This is a genomic window from Sphingobacterium sp. GW821-FHT03E03 (assembly GCF_059420745.1).
Genome location: NZ_JBWKUH010000034.1, coordinates 1 through 20,283, shown reverse-complemented (window position 1 = coordinate 20,283; position 20,283 = coordinate 1). Strand labels below are relative to the sequence as shown.

Here is a 20,283-nt window from a genome sequence, read left to right as displayed (position 1 = left end):
ATGTCTGACCTTTTCGGACATCGCTGTTTTTTTATTTACTTTTTATCTATTTTATATAGTCTGCCAAGATCAGTAATGGCATATAAGGCACCATCCGGCCCTTGTGTAATATCTCTGAACCGCTGTCCTTCACTGCCTAATAGACGTTCTTCGCCAACAACCTTATTATCTTTCAAAATAATTCTGGCAATATGCGTGCTACTTAAACCGCAAATAAAGAGGTTGTTTTTCCATTCAGGAATGTTTTGTCCAGTATAGAATGTAATTCCACTTGGAGAGAGCACAGGGTCCCAATAATAAACTGGTTGTTCAAGTCCTTCTTTTTGCTGTATTCCTGCGCCAACTTTATCCCCTTTATATTCAATTCCGTAAGTTATGGTTGGCCAGCCATAGTTGATGCCTGCCTGGATTTTGTTAAGCTCATCCCCACCACGTGGACCAAACTCAGTTTCCCATAAATCACCAGTTTCAGGATGGAAAGCAAGCCCCTGCGGATTACGATGTCCATAACTGTAGATTTCTGGTCGTGCATTTGCTTTTCCGATAAATGGGTTGCCCGATGCAGGTTGTCCATCTTTTGTAATGCGCAAAATCTTACCCAGGGCAGCATTCAGATCCTGAGCCAAGGGTCTTGTCTCTAAATCGGAACGTTCTCCGGTACTAAAAACAATATTTCCTTCTTTGTCAAAAACGATACGTCCCCCGTAATGGAGATTACCTTTATGAGCAGGAGTAGCTTGATAGATAACCTTAGCCTCTTCAAATGATTTTTCATCAGCAGAGAGCTTGCCTTTAGCAACAGCCGTTAACGTTCCTGCTGGGGTGTTGTCCGCAAATACCCAGTAGACCATACGGTTGGAGCTAAAATTCGGATCGAGCCTCAATCCGAGTAAACCACCTTGACCACTTGTATTGACTGCAGGTATACCTTTGATTGGTTCGCTTAATTTGCCATCAGCACTTGCAATACGCATATCGCCCTCTTTCTCTGTGATTAGCAGTCTGCCATCTGGTAGCGCTACAATACCCCAAGGAGACTTTAGTCCCTCAGCTATAACTTTACCCTCGAAAGCTGTAGTCGTTTTAGCACCAGCAATTCTGGTCTGCCCAGCAAATGCAGGTTTGTAGTCCGAATTTGCTTTTTGCGTTTCTACCGGTGGATAGCTTGTGGTATCCGTAGGGTTAGCTGTGCTATCTGAACCGGAGTTTGAATTTGCATGATTGGAATTGCAGGCGGTCAAGCCAAGTGATATCGTTAAAAGGCTTATTGTCAGTTTGTTTTTCATTATTAATGACTTGTTTTTTTGGTCTGATTGTTCGTTTGAAGATATTAAAAATTAATGAAATGCTGCCCGATATAATGTAATAAATTTATCGACATCCGGCCATAAGCCTAAGAAAGGAGAGGCGGGATAATAATTTCATCTATTTTTGCTGGGTATTTTTAAGGGGAAATTAGGGGGTGTTCAGACAGTGAGTCAGTATCTGTTGTAATTCTTTGTCTTTATTGACATAATAATCGCTTACCTCTAGTAGTGCATTTGTGCTTATATTATAGACACATACCGGAATATAATTTGGTTGAGCAGATGTTTCAAAAGTCTTAAAATAGTCCGCACTTTCCTGCAAAGTCGAAAACTCTTTTGACTCACAATGCTGTGTCTCTTGATTGTATGCAATGGTTACATAATTCTTTTTCATTGTACGCTCCTTTACCTAGAATAACGAAAAGTAAACGACAAAAGTTTTAAAAATTCGCAGCTTTTTATTTTTAAACAGTGATATGACTAGCATCTACATGTTTTCCGAAGAATATTTTTGCTTTGCTTTCAAAATCCCTGGGATCGTCTGTGGTATAGAAGGCCAACTGACTATTTTTTGAACAGTATGTCTCTATTTCCGTATGACGGTGAAGGTATTCCTGTAGACTTTTCGCAACGATAGGTCCTTGGGAAATAATATTGACATTTTTTGGAACGTATTTTTCGATGACGGGTAATAATAAGGGGTAATGGGTACACGCCAATACAATGGTATCTATTTGATCGGATTTCTGTAACAGTTCATGGATATCTTTTTGGACAAAATAATGCGCCCCCTCTGTATTGATCTCATTATTTTCAACCAGAGGAACCCAAAAAGGGCAATCGTGTTGAAAAACCTCAATTTCCGGATTAAATTTATGTATCTCGATCTTATAGGATTCAGATTTTACTGTTCCAGTTGTTGCGAGGATACCGATCTTGTTTGTTTTCGTATAATTATGGATGATTTCAGTTGTTGGTCTGATGACCCCAAGCACTTTTTTTCCAGGGGGAAGATCGTTTTGTTGAATTGTTCTCAACGCCTTTGCCGAGGCTGTGTTACAGGCTAAGATAACGAGATTACATCCAAAATCAAACAATTTAAATACACATTGCTTGGTGTAATTATATACGGTCTCAAACGGCCGGGTGCCATAGGGCACACGTGCATTGTCACCCAAATAAATATAATCATATTGAGGAAGGAGCTGCTGAATTTCCTTAAATACAGAAAGGCCGCCATAGCCGGAGTCGAAAATTCCAATAGGACCAGAAGTCAGTGTATTATCCATAACGCAATGCTATAAGTTACATCCACCTATAACATTGCGTTATAAGATTCAGTTTTACTGAAGCAAAGATGGTTTCTCTTTATATATTTTCCAAATTAATTCGCCAAATAATGTATTGGTCCAGGCAAACCAATGTCTGGTGAATTTTTTCGGATCATTCTTATGGAAGGATTTATGCATAAAACCTGTACCACCATGCGTACTAACTAAAGTTTTGATGCAATTGCGGATCTCCTCATCGTTTGTCGAAGTCTGTGCGCGCATAATAATGGACATTGGCCAAATCATATCGCGGCCAATATGCGGCCCCCCGATACCTTCGGCTGCTGTACCTTTAAAGAAGAAAGGGTTTTTGTCGGACAGAACAAAATTACGTGTACGCTGATAGACTTCGTCATTGAGATTGACTGCACCTAAATAGGGCAGAGCTAATAAACTAGGGATATTTGCGTCATCCATCATGAGATGGCTTGAATAACCATCTACTTCGAACGCATATATTCTTCCCAGGGTTGGATGATCTATAATTCCATATTTATTGACGGCAGCCTCAACTTCATTCGCTAGTGATTCCATTTTTGCAGAAAGCGTCTGTTCGTTTTTAACCTTTTTAAGAATTTCTGCTGATTGTCTCAAACTGACAACCGCAAATAGGTTGGAAGGAATCAGGAAAGAAAAAATAGTCGAGTCATCCGAAGGTCTAAAGCTTGAGCAGATCAAACCTACCGGATTTACAGGATAGCCATAACCATCTACTTGTAGTGTGTCTGAACCCCTTGCCGTGGTACGCTCAAATTTATAGGGTCCTAAATTATCTTTACGTTGCTGTTCAACAAAAGTTTGATAGATCTTGTGCTGAGCCTCTAGCCATTCCTCGTTAAATGGACTACTGTCATTTGTTTCCTTCCAGTAATGGTAAGCCAGTCGAATAGGATAACATAGCGAATCAATTTCCCATTTTCGTTCGTGGATTCCGGGTTTCATGCTTGTGTGGTCACTGAACCATTCACCTTTTTTTGTTGGGTCATTATAAAAAGCATTCGCATAAGGATCAATGTTGATGCATTTACTTTGTTTTTGTATTAAGCCGACAATGAGATCCTGCAATTTTTTATCTTTTTTCATGAAAGGAAGATAGGGCCATACCTGTGCGCTACTGTCACGTAGCCACATTGCATCTATATCCCCTGTAATAACGTAGGTATAGTTTCTGCCATTTTGAACATACGGGAATACAGTCGTATCCAATGTATTTGGAAAGCAGTTGTTAAATAACCAGGTCAGTTCCTTGTTTTTGACATTTTTTTGAAACTCTGTAATGGCATCTTCAATTACTTTACTTGAAAAAAGCCGTTTTTCTTTGGCTGTGCGTACAGTAGGAAAAGAATGTTCCTGAGCAAAAGAAAATTTGCTTGCAAATGCACCTGCTGTCAATAAGGTTGCGTTTTGGATAAATGTTCTGCGTTTCATGCTTATTAGGGCTGATTTTTTGTTATACAAGGTTATTTACTAGGATGCAAGATATAAATATTTTTGAATATAACGAACAGCAAATACGATTTAGCATTATAAAATTGACTACGCATGTTAATAAAGTCATTTTTATTCGGTTAATTTGCAGTTAGGAATGCATTTTGCTAGAAGAAATAATCTTTGAAATAATTTTATGGGGCTTAATATATCAAAAAAAAATAATTTACTTCGAATTGTGCTGGCAGGCATCGGGGTAGGTGTCTCGTTCGCAGGTTTTGGACAAATTAAAAGTCAGCCTTATTCGTATCATTTCTATCAGAAAATGAACGATGTCGTTTATTCTACCGAGACGAGAATGCACACAACAGCTAAACCATTCGTCATCAAGGATTCTTTGTTGTTGGCCAAATTTGACTCGATTCAATCCAATAAACCGGTTTCCTCCTCAAATTGGTTCATGCGTAAGATCTTTAATGAACATTTGGTTCAAGTCGAAAAAGACGATTACACGTTCTATGCGGACTTTTTGCCGGATATGTATATTGGAAAAGATATGCAGGGTGATAAACGTCGTACATGGATGAATGGCAGAGGATTTCAAGTGGGATTGAATGTGGGTAATAAATTCACCTTTAATTCATCGGCCTTTGAAAGCCAAGCTGTTTTTCCAAAGTATTTGGATGATTATATTGTCGCGAATAAAGTAATTCCCGGTCAGGGAAATACCAAATTTCAGTCGAAAAATAAAATGGACTGGATGTATGCGACTGCAAGTATGACCTACGATGCGCACAAGTATATTCAAGCGACTATAGCATACGATAAAAACTTTATTGGAGATGGTTACCGCTCGATGCTGCTTTCTGACTTTTCATCTAATTATGCACATCTGAAGCTGACCGGTACGATCGGCAATGTACAGTATACATCCATTTGGGCTTACATGAATGATCCGACACATCCAAGAAGAAATATGACTGGGGATTATTCAGTGGAAGGACAAAATTATGAGCGTCTGGGTGACGGCAAGAAATGGGGAGCATTCCAATATTTGGATTGGAATGTGACCAATAAATTATCTGTTGGGTTTTTCCAGTCTGTTGTTTGGGCAGCCCAGGATGACGCTGGAAGAAGAGGATTTGACTTCAGTTATATAAGTCCGATTATCTTTATACGTCCCGTTGAAAGTAATAGTCGATCTTCACCGGATAAAATGTTCTTGGGGGCCACTTCAAAGTATAAATTACCTTATAACCTGACGGTTTATGGTCAGTTTTTATTAGGAGAATTTACAGCGAAGGAATTTTTTGCGGGTAATGGTTATGCACATAACAAGTGGGGTGCGCAGTTAGGGGTAAGGGGCTATGATATGTTTGGTGTCAAAAACCTAAACTTCCTTGCAGAGTATAATACGGCTAGACCTTATACGTATGCACACTTTAAATCCTATTCAAATTATAGCAACAATGCCGAACCATTGGCGCACCCAAAAGGTGCTAACTTTAGGGAGTTGGTTGGTCTCGTAAACTATGCATGGGACAGATGGGACTTTTCTTTACAAGGAATGTATACACAAAACGGATTGGATCTGCCTGATGGAACTAATATGGGCGGAAATATCTTTCAATCTTATAATACCATCCCAAATATGTATGGAAACCATATCGCGCAAGGTATAAAAAATAATATCTATTATGCGGATGCGAAAGCAGCATATGTACTAAATCCTAAATATAACCTTCGTTTAGAATTGGGGTACATGCAACGCTATGCTAAAGCACAGTACGACACACCTGTCGTGAATAAATCGGGGGTGGTCACATTTGGACTTCGTTCAAGCTTTAGAGCGATCTATAATGATTTATAGGAAGTTTTTATATATTTGAGCATTACAGCTTATGAAAACATCATGATTATTCAAGCCGTATAAAGGAATGTATAATCATGATGTTTTTTGTTTAATATATTCATTTTAATATCGTTTAAAATGTAACCGATGCTACTGGGGTAGTTTGAAGGCATAATCGAATAGATAATATTGAATCAATCACTAAATACCGATGAAAAAAATCCTTGTATTAAATGGCCCAAACTTAAATCTATTGGGTGTTAGGGAAAAGTCAATCTATGGAAGTCAAGATTTCTTGAGTTATTTTGAGGAATTAAAGACACGTTTTTCAGCAGTTCAATTGGAGTATTATCAGAGTAATTCTGAGGGAAAGTTAATTGATAAAATTCATGAGGTCGGTTTTGAGTATGATGGCATCGTCATGAACGCTGGAGCATATACCCATACATCTATTGCCATTGGAGATGCTATTGCTGCTGTTCAGACTCCGGTTATTGAAGTTCATATCAGCAATGTTCATCAACGGGAGGAATTCCGGCATCATTCCTTTTTGGCGAAAAACTGTAAGGGGGTAATCTGTGGTTTTGGGTTAGATAGTTACCGACTTGGCATCGAAGCACTTCTAGTCTAAAAAAACTACAGCTGGTATTTTGCTCATTTCTGGTATAATAATGCTGAGAGACTAAAGCGTGACCGATTAAAAGGGCTTAGGGACAATAAATAAGATTATGCGGGAGCAATGAGGATACAAAGAATAAGATAGGTATAAAAAAAGAAGAGGCGGGAATTCCCGCCTCTTCTTTTTAACTGCGCCCTTAGGTTATTATCCAATAAGACTTCTTATTTCTATCTCATCTGCTTTGATTTGCGCTTTCATTTCCTCTAGTGAGTCAAAACGTTCATCATGACGGATAAAGTGCAGGAATTTAACCCGAAGTGTCTTGCCGTAGATATCCTGATCAAAATCAAATAGACTGATTTCAATCGCACGATTCATTCCGTCAACCGTGGGCCTTGTGCCAATATATCCCATACCTTTAGCGATAGAAATAGGATTCTCTTCTTTATACTCGCCTGTAGTAATATTCTGGATGTGATTGTATATATAAACCTCTACTGCGTATATACCATAAGCAGGAATTAATTTATGCGGTTCATGCACTTGTAGATTGGCTGTAGGAAATCCGATGGTACGCCCGATTTGATCCCCTCGGATCACGGTTCCCGTTAACTCAAAAGGATAACCTAAATATAGGTTGGCTGTTTTGATATCACCTTTAATGAGTGCTTCACGCACACGTGTGGAAGAGACTGCGATATCATTGATATCCTGTTCTGGGATCTCATCTACACTATAGTCGAATATGGACGCAAACTGTTCCAGATCGCCTAATGTACCCTTGCGATCTTTTCCAAAATGGTGATCATATCCGATAACGATTTTTTTAGTACCCAATTTACCTACAAGCACATTGCTAATATATTCTTCAGGAGTTTGATTGGAAAAATCTCGGGAGAAGGGGATAATGATAAGATGGTCAATACCAACCTTGCTGAGTTGGCTTACTTTTTCCTCAATATCATTTATTAAACGTAAACTATCATCATCTGGATTAATAATTAACCGTGGATGAGGGAAAAAAGTAAGTATTATGGTTTCGCCGTTAATTTTTTGAGCAGCCTCTTTTAAGTGGACTAATATTTTTTGATGGCCAATATGAACACCATCAAAAGTACCAATGGTAACTACTGCATTTTCAACGGGGGAGAAATCTTCTAAACTTCTGTAGATTTTCATTTATTGGATTTTTTGCAAAAATAAGATAAAGAATCAATAAAGTGCACCGATGGGTTTATTTAATGATTTCCTTATGACCTTTTATTTCGGCGATAAGCTGTTCAAGATTCCAAGCGTTTTCAATCGTATAATCACCACTTTTGGTACGTCTTAAGGAACTTAAATGGGATCCACTATGTAATACTTTTCCAAAGTCGTATGCTAATGATCTGATGTAGGTGCCTTTTGAGCAAGAAATGCGAAAATACACATTAGGAAGTTCAATCTTCTCAATTTCAAAGCGATTGATCCGTACCTGGCGGGATTTTATTTCAACCTCTTCACCACGACGAGCTTTTGCATAGACACGTTCACCATTGATCTTTATGGCAGAATGCGCTGGAGGAAACTGTTGTATGTCGCCTTCAAAGGTCTTTGCCGCATCAAAGATCATCTGTTCGGTAATATGATCGATAGGGAATAGCTCATCAATTTCGGTTTCTAGGTCATAGGAGGGAGTGGTTCCGCCCAATGTAATTATACCTGTATATTCTTTGTCTTCAGCCTGATAGCTGTCGATCTTTTTTGTCAACTTACCAGTGCAGACAATTAGCAATCCCGTTGCTAAGGGATCCAATGTGCCTGCATGGCCAACTTTTAATTTTAATGGTTTCAGTGAGTTTCTGACTTTCCCAACAACGTCGAAACTTGTCCATGTTAAAGGTTTATCAATCAACAACATTTCACCTTCAGCAAAATTAAACCTTGCTGAATTTTCACCAACCTCTATGTTTTCCATGAAAAAAAATTAGATAATTTGTAAACTATGCCCCGAAAGAAGTAGTACGAGAATAACAACCCCAACAACTATTCTATACCATCCGAAGGCCTTAAAACCATATTTGGTTAAAAATCCAATAAAAGATTTGATTGCAACAATTGCGACAACAAAACCAATGAGGTTACCTACAATAAGAAGATTAAGCTCTTCGCCTGTAAATGTATTTCCTTCTTTGAAGAATTTCAAGAGTTTAACAGCTGAAGCGCCAAACATCATCGGCAAAGCCAGAAAAAATGAAAATTCTGCGGCTGCTTTACGTGTTAATTTTTCGGCCATACCACCGATGATGGTACTAGCAGATCTGGATGTGCCGGGGATCAAAGCCAGACATTGGTATACACCGATCATAAAGGCCTGCTTGTAAGAGACGTTGTCCGAATCTTCAACAGTAGGTTTATTAAACCATTTGTCGACAAAGAGCAGGACAACACCGCCGATTACCAGCATAATCGCAACCATCAGTGGGCTTTCCAAAAGTGAATCGATAAAATCGTTGAAAAGTAATCCAAGTACCGATGCAGGAATAGCAGCGATCACCAACTTATAGTAAAATGAAAGCGATTTAAAGAATCGCTTGTAATATAAGACGAGAACTGATAAAATCGTTCCCAATTGAATGACAATCGTAAATAATTTAACAAAGGCTGAGGGTTGAATACCCATCAGTGCAGTTGCTATAATCATATGACCTGTAGAGGAGACAGGCAAAAACTCCGTTAATCCTTCGATGATAGCAAGGATTATAGCTTCAATAATAGACATCAGTTTTTAATAAGATTATTCTTCAGTTTTAGTTGTTTTGGGGCGATACAGGATCGCTACAAATCCCAATGCAAAGCCGAGGACGACTACAATTGGCGCTAAAGTGATTTTGGTAAAACTATAGATATCAGTTTCACCAGACATCAGCGCAAAGCCAATGACTACAAGAACCAAGCTAGCTATAAAAAGCTGATAATTTAATTTTGAAAATACGAAGGAACCTTTATTTACAGATTCCGTAGATTTCTTTATTTGAGCCATTTTTATCTATATAAGTCGTTAGATTGAGCTTTTAAATATTTCGTTACAGCGAAGTAGGTACTAAGCCCTGAGATTAAAATTCCGATGCAGATGACACCTAAGAAGATGATCGCAAACTCAAACCAGTTGCGTAAAAAGACCAATTCAGGTATTTGTTGTTGTGCTAATTTGAGCGTCAATATCAATAGTAGAATCGCAATCAGTGAACCTAGTAAACCATGGATAATACCATAAGTGATAAAAGGTTTACGAATAAAGTTTTTGGTTGCACCAATTAATTGCATGCTTTTAATTAAGAAACGCTGCGAGTAAATAGCCAAACGTATGGTATTGTTAATTAAGGCCACAGCGATGATCAATAAAATAACAGCAAAGGCCAAAACAATCATACCGATGATACGTACGTTTTTATTGACCATATCAATCAATGATTCCTGATAGACAACCTCTTTTATTTTATTGTTTTTAGAGATTTTTTCGATGAAAGTCTTGATGCTATCCGTATTAGCATAATTCTCCTTCATATAGACATCCAATGATGGCAATAATGGGTTGTGCCCAAGGTACTGTACAAAATCTTCACCAAGATCTTCTTTCAGGTTTTTGGCAGCAATTTCTTTGCTGATATACACTGAGCGAAGGACATAAGGGTCTTTTTCAAGATCTTTTTGCAAAGAAAGCACATCGCCTTCACTGGTGCCATCATTTACAATGACATTCAGGACAATGTTTTCTTTAACGTACTTTGAAAGATTTTTAGCGTGCACCAATAATAAGCCTAACATACCTGTTACCAATAGCACCAGTGCTATACTGATAACTGTGGATACATATACAGACTTTGTTTTTCTTTTTTGTGTGCTTAATTCGTATTCTGACATAATAAGCAAAAATTTATTTGCGAAAGTAACTAATTGAGCGGAAGATTTCGAATTTATCTTGTAATTACTTTGATAAAAATCAATTCGAATTTAGTTTTCTACCTATGTTTAAATAACTTTTCAATACTAGAATTTATTGTTCAAACTACAAAACTTTTATCACATTTCAGTATTAAAATCGTAATTTCGCAAGTCATAAAAATTCCTTACGAACAAAAATGGAGTATAATCACAAATCATTAGAGAAAAAGTGGCAGAAGTTTTGGGCGGATCATCAAACATATAAAACATCAGATGCGCATCAGAAGCCAAAATACTATGTGTTGGATATGTTTCCTTATCCATCTGGGGCAGGACTACATGTTGGTCATCCACTCGGATACATTGCTTCGGATATCTTTTCAAGATATAAACGACTGAAAGGCTTCAATGTACTGCATCCAATGGGTTATGATTCCTTTGGACTTCCTGCAGAGCAATATGCGATCCAAACGGGTCAACATCCTGCTGTTACAACCGAGGCAAATATCAATCGTTACCGCGAGCAGATGGACAATATAGGTTTCTCTTATGATTGGAGTAGAGAAGTTCGGACTTCTGAACCTGAATACTATAAATGGACGCAGTGGATTTTTATGAAATCATTCGGTTCTTGGTATAATAAAGAAACGGATAAAGCTGAACCCATTGACACATTGATTACGAAATTTTCTACAAATGGTTCTGCTGCTGTTCAGGCTGTTTCTGACGAAGATGTATTAGAATTCACTTCGGAAGAATGGAAATCTTTTGATGAAGAAAAACAACAACGTGAGTTGTTAAAGTATCGTATTGCTTATCTACGTGAGAGTACAGTCAACTGGTGTGCGGCTTTAGGGACAGTATTGGCTAATGATGAGGTGATTAACGGCGTGTCTGAACGTGGTGGCTATCCTGTGGAGCAAAAGAAGATGATGCAATGGTCAATGCGTATCACCGCCTATGCTGATCGCCTGTTAAAAGGTTTGGATAGCATTGATTGGCCAGAGCCTTTGGTAGAAATGCAACGTAACTGGATCGGAAAATCCGTTGGTGCTTCTGTCAAATTCCCAGTTCCACAGTTGCGTGCTGCTATTGAAGTTTTTACAACCCGTGTGGATACTATTTTCGGTGTTTCATTTGTCGTTTTAGCGCCTGAACATGAGTTGGTTGCATCGTTGACGACAGCCGAACAAAAAGCTGAAGTTGAAGCTTATATTGAGAAAACATCAAAAAAATCTGAACTAGATCGTATGGCCGATACCAAAACAGTATCGGGAGCCTTTACAGGTTCATTTGCTAAACATCCTATTTCAGGCCGTGATGTGCAGATCTGGATTGCAGATTATGTTTTGGCAGGATATGGAACAGGAGCGGTTATGGCTGTACCTAGTGGCGATCAACGTGATTATGTTTTTGCCAAGCATTTTAATTTAGAAATTATTCCGATTTCGGATACACAGCAGATTGAAGAAGAGGCTGATCCGAATAAGGATGGAAAATACATCAATTCTGATTTTATTAACGGTATGACCTATCAGGAGGCTGTGCCTGCGCTGATTGCGAAGCTGGAAGAATTGAAATTAGGTAAAGCGAAGATCAACTTCCGTATGCGCGATGCGATTTTTGGTCGTCAACGTTATTGGGGCGAACCTGTACCAGTCTACTTTAAAAATGGTCTACCATATCTTATTAAAGAAGAAGAACTACCTTTATTATTGCCTGAGGTTGATAAATACTTGCCAACAGAGTCTGGAGAACCTCCTTTAGGGCGTGCTAAAGAGTGGAAATATGAGGATCAATATGAATATGAGTTGAGTACAATGCCAGGTTGGGCAGGCTCTTCATGGTATTGGTTCAGATACATGGATCCAAAGAATGAGGGTAACTTTGCTTCAAAAGAAGCTGTTGATTACTGGAAAGCTGTTGATTTATATATTGGTGGTTCAGAACATGCTACAGGTCACTTGTTATATTCACGTTTTTGGAATAAGTTTTTAAAAGATCTTGGCTATCATAATGAGGAAGAACCATTCCGAAAATTGATCAATCAAGGTATGATTCAAGGACGTTCAAATTTTGTCTACCGTGTACTCGATGAAGAGGGCAGAGGAACTAATCAATTTGTGTCCTATGGCTTGAGAAATGATTACAATACAATTCCTTTGCATGTAGATGTTAATATCGTATCAAATGATGTTTTGGATTTAGAAAAATTCAAAAATTTCAGACCTGATTTTGCGAACGCTGAATTTGTTTTGGAAAACGGCAAATACATCTGTGGTAGTGAAGTGGAGAAAATGTCCAAGTCGAAATTCAATGTCGTTAATCCAGATGATATCATTGAGACGTACGGCGCTGATACCTTACGTCTTTACGAAATGTTTTTGGGACCATTGGAGCAAGCCAAACCATGGAATACGAATGGTATCGAAGGTGTTTACAAGTTTCTAAAGAAAGTATGGCGCTTGTTTCACGATGCCGAAGGTAATTTTAATGTATCGGATGAAGAGCCTTCAAAAGCCGAGTTTAAAGCTTTACATAAGATTATTAAGAAAGTGGAAGATGATATCGAGCGTTTCTCGTTCAACACTTCTGTTTCGGCCTTTATGATCTGTGTGAATGAATTGACCGATTTGAAATGCAATAAACGCCAGATATTGGAGCAACTTGTTATCGTTCTTCAATCTTATGCACCACATATTACGGAGGAATTGTGGAACTTATTGGGGCATGAGGCAGGTACACTTTCTCAGGCAACTTATCCTACGTTCAAACCAGAATATCTAGTCGAGTCTGAATTTGCATATCCGGTCTCTTTCAATGGTAAAATGAAGTTCAATCTATCACTTGCATTGGATTTAGATCAACAAACTGTTGAAGAAACGATCAAGACACATGCAGATGTACAGAGACACCTGGACGGTAAGCCAATTAAGAAGATTATTTTTGTAAAAGGGAAAATAATCAATATTGTAGCTTAGTCTAATACAGTTGTCAAAAATAAAAACCATTTTGTCCCAGTGATAAAATGGTTTTTTTTATGCTAGTACGTCCTGAAAGGCAATTGTTTTGTCAAAAATTGATTTTGCATAAGGACAGTTCGGAACAATCTTGGCATCGTTTTTCCGGGCATAATCTACGGCCTCAAGAACAAGCTTTTTACCGACACTCATCCCTTTATATTCGTCATAGACCTCGGTATGGTCTATGGAAAACTCGTACTCACTCTGCCAGGTATATTCCAAAATCCCAGCTTCATTATTTTCCACCTCAGCAATGAAATTACCTCGGTCATCTCTTTCAATATTTTTTACTTCCATAGTGTTTTTTCAAAATAACGTCCAAAAGATATTTTTGTTTTATAAAAACGCTCAAATTTTGTGTTGCTATGTGGACTATATGTCTGTTATCATGGTAGTCGGAGCTTCTCCGAATTTAGGTTGTGGTGGCTGTTAGATGTATTATCGGATATCGTTGATTTTTCCTATTTTTTTCGTACCTTTGCAATTATCTCCTTAGAACACCTCGCATTTTTATCTTTTCAACGAAGCTCTAAAGGTCCGACATCTCCTCGGGAACATTTTATTTTAATCCATATTGAATGAGCAAAAGCCAAATTACATTTAACAAAAAAGAACGAGAAAAAAAGAAATTACTCAAAAAACAACAAAAAATTGAGAAAAAAGAATTCAACAAAACAAATAATGACAAAGGAAAATCTTTGGAAGAACTGTTTGCTTATGTTGATGAACATGGGAATATCTCAGACAGACCTGCGATCAAATTGAAAGAAGGGGAGAGTCCAAGTATGTCTTCGAACCACCAAGATGACTATTCTTTTGGAAAAGTTGTTCATTACAATACCGACTCCAATTATGGGTTCATCAGAGATAATGAGACTCAACAATCTATTTATTTCAATGATCGTCTTGTTGGACAGAAATTGAATCTGAATCAGAAAGTTAAGTTTAAATTCAAAAGCGCAAAACAAGGCGCTCAGGTAACTGAAGTTTTGATCGAGTACTAGTAAACGAAGATTCCGCTTGTGTTAAAAGCGTTGAATAATAAAGCCCTCAAGCACTTCTAAGTAGCGAGAAACTATATGGAAGCCAATCGAGGGCTTATTTTTTTGTTATTATCTGATAGAAAAATCCTTGGGACACTTACTCCTTAAATTTTAATCCCTTTTCCATTAAAGCCTGACTTAACAGCGGCAAGGAAGCCTTTCCAAGGCCATGGAACTTCAGTAGGTCCTTCATCGAGTACTGAGTTAGCTTTTCAAGTTGATCTATACCATGGTTTAATAGCGCATTTCTAGCGGGGCTACCCAAAAGAGCTAGAAAACCATCTTCAGGTTTCTTTTCCTTTTCGCATATTGAACATGTTGGGCAATCTGTACTCTTATAGAAGCTGTGCCCATTACTACATGTTCTTTTGGTTTTGATTCTTGTCATGTGACCTATATCTGCTAATTAATTACAATATCGGTACAATTTCCAATTATAGGATATACTTTTGCCATTTGAAGGTCTGTTTACCAATAAGATATTCTGTTGGGATTTTGAGCAGGAACTTTTCTGAACGTATATGCTATACTGTTCCAGAACGTATTTTATCAGCTGTAATTTAATTTTGGCTGCAAGTCACATGATTGGTTCCATAGGAACTTTTTCTGATATAACGGGGCTGATGGAATAAAAAGTAAAATAGTCCTCCCATAAAATAAGCAATGATGTCATAGGTATCCCCCGTATTGTAGTCTGTGTAGCTAGGCATCACGTACTCAAACAAGAGTGATACAATAGCCGATATAAACCAGATTTGGTGCAATGGATATCCATGCGGTTTTCCTTTATTGAATAGAAAGCTTCCTGTAATAGATGCGACATGAACAATAATAGGGACAAAGACAAGGTCCGTAAGCCAGCTGTTTAAAAATGGAATAGGAAAATGCTGTAGCCGTGTAAATCGAATAAAGAACCAGCATAACCAATAAAAAATAAATATACCGTCAAAAAGATTCTTTACTAATGCGCAAAGGAAATGGCGATCAACATAGCTATTGCTCCGCATACCATCAACGTTAAAAACATAAAAAAAGCTGTCTGTTTGCCGAATTTTTTCCAGGGGCCATCATTTGGATGGGCCGGAATAAGCGTCTGCTTTAGATCTAGATATTGATTTTTTAGCCAACTTTCTTTCTTTTCGTCTTTCATATTATCTTAATTTATCATTCATGACACAAAATTAGAACAATTGTTCTAATTTTGTGTCATGAATACGAAAGAAAAAATTGTAGTGGAAGCGTTAGGGGTATATAATCGAGAAGGAATACGTACCGTTACGACACGACAGATTGCGCAGGAAATGGGTATTAGTGCTGGCAATCTCCATTATCACTTCAAGCATACAGAAGATATTATCTTTACTATTTTTGAGCAGCTCCAGCGGGACTATGATGAAATGGTGGTTTTATTTGATCAGAAAGATGCCAGATTTCAGGAGTTATTGCAGGAATTTACGGAGGGCTCTTATCTGTTGATCAATAAGTATAAGTTTATTTTTGCCAATTTCGTCGAGATCTGTACTTGGATACCCGCTATTGGGGATGCCTACCGGACTCTTGTTGCACGACGTGAGGAGCAGTTTATTTCCCTCTTTGAGCACTACTCCAAATTGGGAATGTTTAGACAGGATATACCAATAGCCATTCTGAAGGGCTTTGTACGTCAGATGTTTATTATATCAGATTTCTGGTATTCGAGTTTTGCGGTATTGGGCGGTCGATTTGAATCGGATGGACTGGAAGACTATCGGCAAACAATAGCGGTTGCTTTTTACCCATACCTAATTTAATTGCATAAGGTGTTTATGGAAGCGTTAAACTTGGCCGTATCCCTGATGTTAGCCCTTTGTTAAGGTGAAAACCGTTATTTCTGGTCGTGCATTAAAGCGGACGGGGATACTATGACCGAGGCCCCTGTTGATGTAAAGGGTTCGGTTGCCCGGTAGTTTTTTAATACCCTGATCGTAGTTTTTGTTTGAGACGGGGATAATAGGTGAACCCCAGAATGGGATCCGTACTTGCCCGGCATGTGTATGGCCTGATAAAATCCACCCTTCATAGCCATTCCATACATCCAGATCAGCAACATCGGGGTTGTGGCAGAGGATAAGGCTCGCTTGGTTACGGTCGTACTTCTGCATAGTTTTTACAGGGTCAAAGTTTGTTCCCCAATAGTCGTCCATACCATAGAGCTGTAGACCATTTATATTCACACTTTCGTTTCTTAAAACAGTAATATGATACTTTTTTAGCAGTGTAGTGATTGAATCCGCTGCAGCACTGTCTCCAAAAGCTCTTCCATAATCATGATTTCCCAAGATGGCCAATGTCTGTAGTTTTCCTTTTGGGGCTAATTGCATGACTTCGTCGAGATCCGCGAGTGGGAGGGCATTGTGGACCAATCGGACAAAATCGCCTGTGTAAACAATAATGTCCGGATCTGTTATACCAACTTTCGTGAAGTTGTTTTTGATAAATTCTTTACTGACATAGTCGCCGATGTGGATGTCCGAAATCTGAACGAGCGTTTTGCCTTCGAGGCTGCTAGGAAGGTTTTTTATGGGGAGTTTTAGCTGTTCGAATTTGACCCAGTGTGGTTCGATCTGCCAGGCATAATAGCCGAGCAGAGCAGCGATCAAGGTCAGGGTAATAAAGGCTTTCTTAAAAAAACGTTTCTTCTTCATTGTGTTTTGGCTAGCCAGTTTGATTTGGTGATTTGCATATTCAGGCCCTTCCAGGTTTCATTACCGATTGACGTTTCAGTTGTGGCGCCTTCATTGATCTGAAACCCTACCCCCTCATAACATTTTATTGCGTTCGTGTTCCAGTCATAAACGTTTAAATCCGCTTGATCGTAACTGTTATCAACAAAGAGCAGTTTCAGCATCGCATTGATAGTTTTCTTACCATAGCCCTTATTTCTTTCGGTATTGTCAGCAATCAATATGCGGGATAATCGTGGTATACTTCTTTCAAAGTTCAATTCACAATGCCCGATAACGTTTTGTGTTTCTGTACTGACAATTTTATAGGGACGGCGTTTGGGATCGTCAATATACTTTTTTAATTGTTCGTCAGTCACTGGAAATGAAAAATAGGGACCTGCGAACTGCAGGAGTTCTTCTGGAGATCTGATCCAGGATTTGAAGCGGTCAAAGTCAGCTTCTTCAAATGGAAGCAATGTGATCATAGCCTTCTTGTTATTGATATTAGATTGGAGGGTTAAATTAGATAATTGTTAGACTCTTTCCTAAGAAATTCATGTTTTTTACGAAATTTGTTCCGAATTCATCGATAGCAAGATTTTATGCCAACAATTGTATTAGACACCACTGTAAATGCACCAATAGGGATAGTTTTTGATCTGGCCCGCAGTATAGACTTACACATGTATTCGACTGGGAAGACAAATGAGAAGGCGATCGCAGGTGTGACCAGTGGACTGATCGAAGCCGGACAGACCGTTCAGTGGCGGGCAAAACATCTGGGTGTATATCAAACGTTGACGGTGCGGATCGCAAAAATGGAAAAACCCTATTTTTTCGAAGACAAAATGATACAGGGGGCATTTCAGTCGATGGATCATCAGCATCTTTTCGAAGAGCAGGCTGATGGTACGGTGCTGATGCGGGATGTGTTTAATTTTAAGGCGCCCCTAGGGCCTTTGGGGCGGTTTGCCGAATGGTCTTTCCTTACAGGTTATATGAGGCGGTTTCTCGAAGAGCGTAACCATATCATCAAGCTGGTTGCCGAGTCAGGAGATTATAGCCGCTATCTCGAAGGGTAGGGTGGAGGATTGCTTTTTAAATGTAGACTGTGTGTGAGGTGTTTAATGGTTTCTCGCAATGATGTTGAGGTTCGGGTTTTCTTCTAAAAGCTGTTCCTGTAGAAAATCGAATGAACCTCTTTGGTTCATTGTCACCTGATGAATCTTGGTGAATTCATTGTAAAAATAGACGCGGAAACTATTCGGGCCACGGTGATTCTGTATAATCTTGGTCTCTATACGGTGAATCTGATTGATTGGAATTTTTTTACTTCCAAAAAAAGGAAAAAATACAAGTTCATGCTCCTGAAAAAGGTACGGCGCAATAGTTGCATAGATGCGGACAAGTCTTCGGGTGTACCGCTGATAAATAGCAAGGTCACGACTATTGAGACCTCGTAGGGCAATAATAAATTTTTGATTTTTGGAATAAACGACCCAGCTGAGCCCGCCGAATAATACGCCGAAATAGACGAACAATGTACTCAAGAGCGGGAGGGACTTGTAAAAAAATGCCAGTTTATCTGAAGCAGCTGTCCACTTATCCAAAAAAACATAAAAGAAGAAGCCATAGCAAAAAAGAAACATCGCTATAAATAGTCCAATAATGGCATTGCGGACTTTGCAGATTTTCCTTATCTCCGTTTGTAAAAATGAACTTTTGTTGGACGAATAACTTTCCATATAATAAATTAATAGTGTGTAGGCTTGTCTTTTGTTCTCAAATACGAGGGTATCTGATTTCGTGCGATGATCGTTAGATTGGGATTTTCCTCCAGAAGCTGTTTCTGTAGAAAATCGAAGGCATCTATCTGGTGCATTATTGTCTGATAGATGATTTTTGTAGCATCGTTATAAAAATAGATGTGGTAGCTGTATGGGTCGCGATAATTATGAACACATTTTGTTTCTATGCGTTTGATCTGATTGATTGGAATCTTTTTACTTCCAAAAAGAGGAAAGAATATAAGTTCATTTTTACAGAAAATGTAGGGCGCAATGGCTGCATATCGCTGAGGAAGTATGCTTGTGTACAGTCGATAGATATCTAAGTCATGGCTGTCGAGCTGCTGTAATGCACTGATATATTTCTGGTTTTTGATAGACAAGGCCCAACTTAATCCAGTAAATAGTATAGTAGGGAATAGAAATATTGTGTAAAGAGATATGGTGGGGCTATGGTAAACAGTCCACTTGTCTGGAGTATCCAGCCACCTGTCCGAAAAAACATATAACGAGATAGCAAAGCAGAGAAGAAAAAATACCATAAAAACTGCGATGGCATTGTTACGGGCTTTTCTTATTTTCTTGATCTCGATCTGTATAAATAAACTGTCTTCAGCGGAATAATTATGCATATAATGAATTATGTAGTACAGCAAAGATAACAAGAAGTAAGATTGTTTGGATGTTTCTGTGTTTAAAGTTTCTGCGGTAGTTTTCACTTTTGTTTGGAATTTATGATTTGAATTGTGTTTTATACATGTGATTTTTCTGTTTATTTAGAGGGTGTTATTTTGCTGCAGGATAGTTTGTTTTGTCTTTTCTAATTATTTCCTGGCTGTTTTTTCATGTGGTAAATCTGGTGGTGCTGCACATGAAGCGCTTGTACCACTTATAAAATATCGTTAGCGTAAGGGTGGGGGGCAACATAAGCTGGTGGATAGCTGCTGATGATCGTTTGCTCTGTACAAGCTGTTTTGGATTAGATCTGTTTTTTATGGTTTTTAAGACATCTTTTGGTTTAAGCTATGTCTTGCTGCTCTTGTTGTCTGCAAAGGGCTTGTACCACTTATAAAATGTCGTTAGCGTAAGGGTGGGGGGCAACACAAGCTGGTAGATAGCTGCTGATGATCGTTTGCTCCGTGCTAGCTGATTGGAGTATACCCATTTTTTAAGGTTTTTAAGACATCTTTTGGTTTGAGCCATGCTTGCTGCTCTTGTTGTCTGCAAAGGGCTTGTATCGCTTAAAATGCGGTTAGATAAAGGG

Annotated in this window: 24 protein-coding genes; 6 read left to right on the top strand and 18 right to left on the bottom strand. The window is 38.5% G+C overall.

Annotated features, from left to right (window positions below; genetic code table 11):
• Positions 1–35 precede the first annotated feature (35 nt).
• From AC07UV_RS23450 to AC07UV_RS23435, 4 genes are all read right to left on the bottom strand, one after another.
• Positions 36–1,286, bottom strand: coding sequence for a PQQ-dependent sugar dehydrogenase (locus AC07UV_RS23450; protein ID WP_282255408.1), 1,251 nt, complete (start codon positions 1,284–1,286; stop codon positions 36–38).
• A gap of 169 nt (positions 1,287–1,455) precedes the next feature.
• A complete protein-coding gene (locus tag AC07UV_RS23445) occupies positions 1,456–1,701 on the bottom strand; it encodes a hypothetical protein (RefSeq protein WP_495185500.1) in 246 nt (81 codons plus the stop codon).
• Positions 1,702–1,771: 70 nt separating this feature from the next.
• On the bottom strand, positions 1,772–2,596 hold the full coding sequence (murI, locus tag AC07UV_RS23440) for a glutamate racemase (RefSeq protein WP_495185499.1): 825 nt from the start codon (positions 2,594–2,596) through the stop codon (positions 1,772–1,774).
• A 54-nt stretch (positions 2,597–2,650) separates the two neighbouring features.
• Complete coding sequence (locus AC07UV_RS23435) at positions 2,651–4,066, bottom strand: glycoside hydrolase family 125 protein (RefSeq protein WP_495185498.1); 1,416 nt, start codon at positions 4,064–4,066, stop codon at positions 2,651–2,653.
• A gap of 196 nt (positions 4,067–4,262) precedes the next feature.
• On the opposite strand from AC07UV_RS23435, the gene AC07UV_RS23430 reads away from it, so the two are divergent.
• Together AC07UV_RS23430 and aroQ are read left to right on the top strand one after the other, a co-directional pair.
• Entirely contained in the window at positions 4,263–5,936 is a 1,674-nt protein-coding gene (locus AC07UV_RS23430; RefSeq protein ID WP_495185497.1) for a gliding motility protein RemB, read from the top strand.
• Positions 5,937–6,129: 193 nt separating this feature from the next.
• Positions 6,130–6,549 carry a type II 3-dehydroquinate dehydratase gene (aroQ, locus tag AC07UV_RS23425; RefSeq protein ID WP_495185496.1) on the top strand — a complete coding sequence of 140 codons (420 nt, stop codon included), beginning with the start codon at positions 6,130–6,132 and terminating at the stop codon, positions 6,547–6,549.
• Positions 6,550–6,741: 192 nt separating this feature from the next.
• Here aroQ and AC07UV_RS23420 read toward each other — a convergent pair whose 3' ends face one another.
• Genes AC07UV_RS23420 through AC07UV_RS23400 form a run of 5 tightly spaced genes read right to left on the bottom strand, consistent with a single transcriptional unit; the run spans position 6,742 to position 10,440 of the window.
• Positions 6,742–7,716, bottom strand: coding sequence for a bifunctional riboflavin kinase/FAD synthetase (locus AC07UV_RS23420; protein ID WP_282255402.1), 975 nt, complete (start codon positions 7,714–7,716; stop codon positions 6,742–6,744).
• A gap of 55 nt (positions 7,717–7,771) precedes the next feature.
• Positions 7,772–8,494: a tRNA pseudouridine(55) synthase TruB gene (gene truB / locus AC07UV_RS23415; protein WP_495185495.1), complete on the bottom strand. Its 723-nt coding sequence runs from the start codon at positions 8,492–8,494 to the stop codon at positions 7,772–7,774.
• Between the two features lie 9 nt (positions 8,495–8,503).
• The gene (locus AC07UV_RS23410; RefSeq protein WP_223578820.1) at positions 8,504–9,298 is read right to left on the bottom strand and encodes an undecaprenyl-diphosphate phosphatase; all 795 of its coding nucleotides are present in this window, start codon (positions 9,296–9,298) and stop codon (positions 8,504–8,506) included.
• Positions 9,299–9,313: 15 nt separating this feature from the next.
• The gene (locus AC07UV_RS23405; RefSeq protein ID WP_282255399.1) at positions 9,314–9,559 is read right to left on the bottom strand and encodes a DUF3098 domain-containing protein; all 246 of its coding nucleotides are present in this window, start codon (positions 9,557–9,559) and stop codon (positions 9,314–9,316) included.
• A gap of 2 nt (positions 9,560–9,561) precedes the next feature.
• Positions 9,562–10,440 (bottom strand): cell division protein FtsX, encoded by an 879-nt coding sequence (locus tag AC07UV_RS23400; RefSeq protein ID WP_120258349.1) that lies wholly within the window; start codon positions 10,438–10,440, stop codon positions 9,562–9,564.
• Between the two features lie 218 nt (positions 10,441–10,658).
• On the opposite strand from AC07UV_RS23400, the gene leuS reads away from it, so the two are divergent.
• Positions 10,659–13,442, top strand: coding sequence for a leucine--tRNA ligase (leuS, locus tag AC07UV_RS23395; protein ID WP_495185494.1), 2,784 nt, complete (start codon positions 10,659–10,661; stop codon positions 13,440–13,442).
• A gap of 57 nt (positions 13,443–13,499) precedes the next feature.
• Here leuS and AC07UV_RS23390 read toward each other — a convergent pair whose 3' ends face one another.
• The gene (locus AC07UV_RS23390) at positions 13,500–13,781 is read right to left on the bottom strand and encodes a GNAT family N-acetyltransferase (protein ID WP_120258347.1); all 282 of its coding nucleotides are present in this window, start codon (positions 13,779–13,781) and stop codon (positions 13,500–13,502) included.
• A gap of 281 nt (positions 13,782–14,062) precedes the next feature.
• On the opposite strand from AC07UV_RS23390, the gene AC07UV_RS23385 reads away from it, so the two are divergent.
• Positions 14,063–14,488, top strand: a complete 426-nt coding sequence (locus AC07UV_RS23385; protein ID WP_223578826.1) for a cold-shock protein — start codon at positions 14,063–14,065, stop codon at positions 14,486–14,488.
• Positions 14,489–14,624: 136 nt separating this feature from the next.
• On the opposite strand, the gene AC07UV_RS23380 is transcribed toward AC07UV_RS23385, so the two are convergent.
• The 3 genes from AC07UV_RS23380 to AC07UV_RS23370 all read right to left on the bottom strand — a co-directional run bounded on the left by AC07UV_RS23380 (position 14,625) and on the right by AC07UV_RS23370 (position 15,677).
• Complete coding sequence (locus AC07UV_RS23380; RefSeq protein WP_495185493.1) at positions 14,625–14,915, bottom strand: RNA polymerase alpha subunit C-terminal domain-containing protein; 291 nt, start codon at positions 14,913–14,915, stop codon at positions 14,625–14,627.
• A gap of 172 nt (positions 14,916–15,087) precedes the next feature.
• Positions 15,088–15,534, bottom strand: a complete 447-nt coding sequence (locus tag AC07UV_RS23375; protein WP_495185492.1) for a hypothetical protein — start codon at positions 15,532–15,534, stop codon at positions 15,088–15,090.
• A complete protein-coding gene (locus tag AC07UV_RS23370; RefSeq protein ID WP_120258344.1) occupies positions 15,489–15,677 on the bottom strand; it encodes a hypothetical protein in 189 nt (62 codons plus the stop codon). Before AC07UV_RS23370 ends, AC07UV_RS23375 begins: the two co-directional genes overlap by 46 nt.
• Before the next feature lie 58 nt (positions 15,678–15,735).
• Here AC07UV_RS23370 and AC07UV_RS23365 point away from each other — a divergent pair, with 58 nt between their 5' ends.
• Positions 15,736–16,317, top strand: coding sequence for a TetR/AcrR family transcriptional regulator (locus AC07UV_RS23365; RefSeq protein ID WP_495185491.1), 582 nt, complete (start codon positions 15,736–15,738; stop codon positions 16,315–16,317).
• Positions 16,318–16,365: 48 nt separating this feature from the next.
• Here AC07UV_RS23365 and AC07UV_RS23360 read toward each other — a convergent pair whose 3' ends face one another.
• Both AC07UV_RS23360 and AC07UV_RS23355 read right to left on the bottom strand, forming a co-directional pair.
• Positions 16,366–17,211, bottom strand: a complete 846-nt coding sequence (locus AC07UV_RS23360) for a metallophosphoesterase (protein WP_495185490.1) — start codon at positions 17,209–17,211, stop codon at positions 16,366–16,368.
• Positions 17,208–17,717 carry a GNAT family N-acetyltransferase gene (locus AC07UV_RS23355; protein ID WP_495185489.1) on the bottom strand — a complete coding sequence of 170 codons (510 nt, stop codon included), beginning with the start codon at positions 17,715–17,717 and terminating at the stop codon, positions 17,208–17,210. The genes AC07UV_RS23360 and AC07UV_RS23355 overlap by 4 nt, the downstream gene beginning before the upstream one ends.
• A 117-nt stretch (positions 17,718–17,834) precedes the next feature.
• Between AC07UV_RS23355 and AC07UV_RS23350 the strand changes: the two genes are divergently transcribed.
• A complete protein-coding gene (locus tag AC07UV_RS23350; protein WP_282255389.1) occupies positions 17,835–18,314 on the top strand; it encodes an SRPBCC family protein in 480 nt (159 codons plus the stop codon).
• Positions 18,315–18,356: 42 nt separating this feature from the next.
• Here AC07UV_RS23350 and AC07UV_RS23345 read toward each other — a convergent pair whose 3' ends face one another.
• The 3 genes from AC07UV_RS23345 to AC07UV_RS23335 all read right to left on the bottom strand — a co-directional run.
• Positions 18,357–18,977 carry a hypothetical protein gene (locus AC07UV_RS23345; RefSeq protein WP_495185488.1) on the bottom strand — a complete coding sequence of 207 codons (621 nt, stop codon included), beginning with the start codon at positions 18,975–18,977 and terminating at the stop codon, positions 18,357–18,359.
• Positions 18,978–18,985: 8 nt separating this feature from the next.
• Positions 18,986–19,651, bottom strand: a complete 666-nt coding sequence (locus tag AC07UV_RS23340; RefSeq protein ID WP_495185487.1) for a hypothetical protein — start codon at positions 19,649–19,651, stop codon at positions 18,986–18,988.
• 391 nt (positions 19,652–20,042) lie between these two features.
• A partial coding sequence (locus tag AC07UV_RS23335; protein WP_495185486.1) for a hypothetical protein occupies positions 20,043–20,283 on the bottom strand: 241 nt, incomplete at its 5' end.

Bases quoted from the DNA above. Each gene is read 5' to 3' on its own strand.
- AC07UV_RS23350 (WP_282255389.1), top strand. From the start codon at position 17,835: ATGCCAACAATTGTATTAGACACCACTGTAAATGCACCAATAGGGATA.
- AC07UV_RS23355 (WP_495185489.1), bottom strand. From the start codon at position 17,717: ATGATCACATTGCTTCCATTTGAAGAAGCTGACTTTGACCGCTTCAAA.
- AC07UV_RS23385 (WP_223578826.1), top strand. From the start codon at position 14,063: ATGAGCAAAAGCCAAATTACATTTAACAAAAAAGAACGAGAAAAAAAG.
- AC07UV_RS23445 (WP_495185500.1), bottom strand. From the start codon at position 1,701: ATGAAAAAGAATTATGTAACCATTGCATACAATCAAGAGACACAGCAT.
- AC07UV_RS23430 (WP_495185497.1), top strand. From the start codon at position 4,263: ATGGGGCTTAATATATCAAAAAAAAATAATTTACTTCGAATTGTGCTG.
- AC07UV_RS23405 (WP_282255399.1), bottom strand. From the start codon at position 9,559: ATGGCTCAAATAAAGAAATCTACGGAATCTGTAAATAAAGGTTCCTTC.
- AC07UV_RS23420 (WP_282255402.1), bottom strand. From the start codon at position 7,716: ATGAAAATCTACAGAAGTTTAGAAGATTTCTCCCCCGTTGAAAATGCA.
- AC07UV_RS23435 (WP_495185498.1), bottom strand. From the start codon at position 4,066: ATGAAACGCAGAACATTTATCCAAAACGCAACCTTATTGACAGCAGGT.
- AC07UV_RS23450 (WP_282255408.1), bottom strand. From the start codon at position 1,286: ATGAAAAACAAACTGACAATAAGCCTTTTAACGATATCACTTGGCTTG.
- AC07UV_RS23370 (WP_120258344.1), bottom strand. From the start codon at position 15,677: ATGAAAGACGAAAAGAAAGAAAGTTGGCTAAAAAATCAATATCTAGAT.
- murI (WP_495185499.1), bottom strand. From the start codon at position 2,596: ATGGATAATACACTGACTTCTGGTCCTATTGGAATTTTCGACTCCGGC.
- truB (WP_495185495.1), bottom strand. From the start codon at position 8,494: ATGGAAAACATAGAGGTTGGTGAAAATTCAGCAAGGTTTAATTTTGCT.
- AC07UV_RS23410 (WP_223578820.1), bottom strand. From the start codon at position 9,298: ATGTCTATTATTGAAGCTATAATCCTTGCTATCATCGAAGGATTAACG.
- aroQ (WP_495185496.1), top strand. From the start codon at position 6,130: ATGAAAAAAATCCTTGTATTAAATGGCCCAAACTTAAATCTATTGGGT.
- AC07UV_RS23340 (WP_495185487.1), bottom strand. From the start codon at position 19,651: ATGCATAATTATTCCGCTGAAGACAGTTTATTTATACAGATCGAGATC.
- AC07UV_RS23380 (WP_495185493.1), bottom strand. From the start codon at position 14,915: ATGACAAGAATCAAAACCAAAAGAACATGTAGTAATGGGCACAGCTTC.
- leuS (WP_495185494.1), top strand. From the start codon at position 10,659: ATGGAGTATAATCACAAATCATTAGAGAAAAAGTGGCAGAAGTTTTGG.
- AC07UV_RS23400 (WP_120258349.1), bottom strand. From the start codon at position 10,440: ATGTCAGAATACGAATTAAGCACACAAAAAAGAAAAACAAAGTCTGTA.
- AC07UV_RS23360 (WP_495185490.1), bottom strand. From the start codon at position 17,211: ATGAAGAAGAAACGTTTTTTTAAGAAAGCCTTTATTACCCTGACCTTG.
- AC07UV_RS23390 (WP_120258347.1), bottom strand. From the start codon at position 13,781: ATGGAAGTAAAAAATATTGAAAGAGATGACCGAGGTAATTTCATTGCT.
- AC07UV_RS23375 (WP_495185492.1), bottom strand. From the start codon at position 15,534: ATGCGGAGCAATAGCTATGTTGATCGCCATTTCCTTTGCGCATTAGTA.
- AC07UV_RS23345 (WP_495185488.1), bottom strand. From the start codon at position 18,977: ATGGAAAGTTATTCGTCCAACAAAAGTTCATTTTTACAAACGGAGATA.
- AC07UV_RS23365 (WP_495185491.1), top strand. From the start codon at position 15,736: ATGAATACGAAAGAAAAAATTGTAGTGGAAGCGTTAGGGGTATATAAT.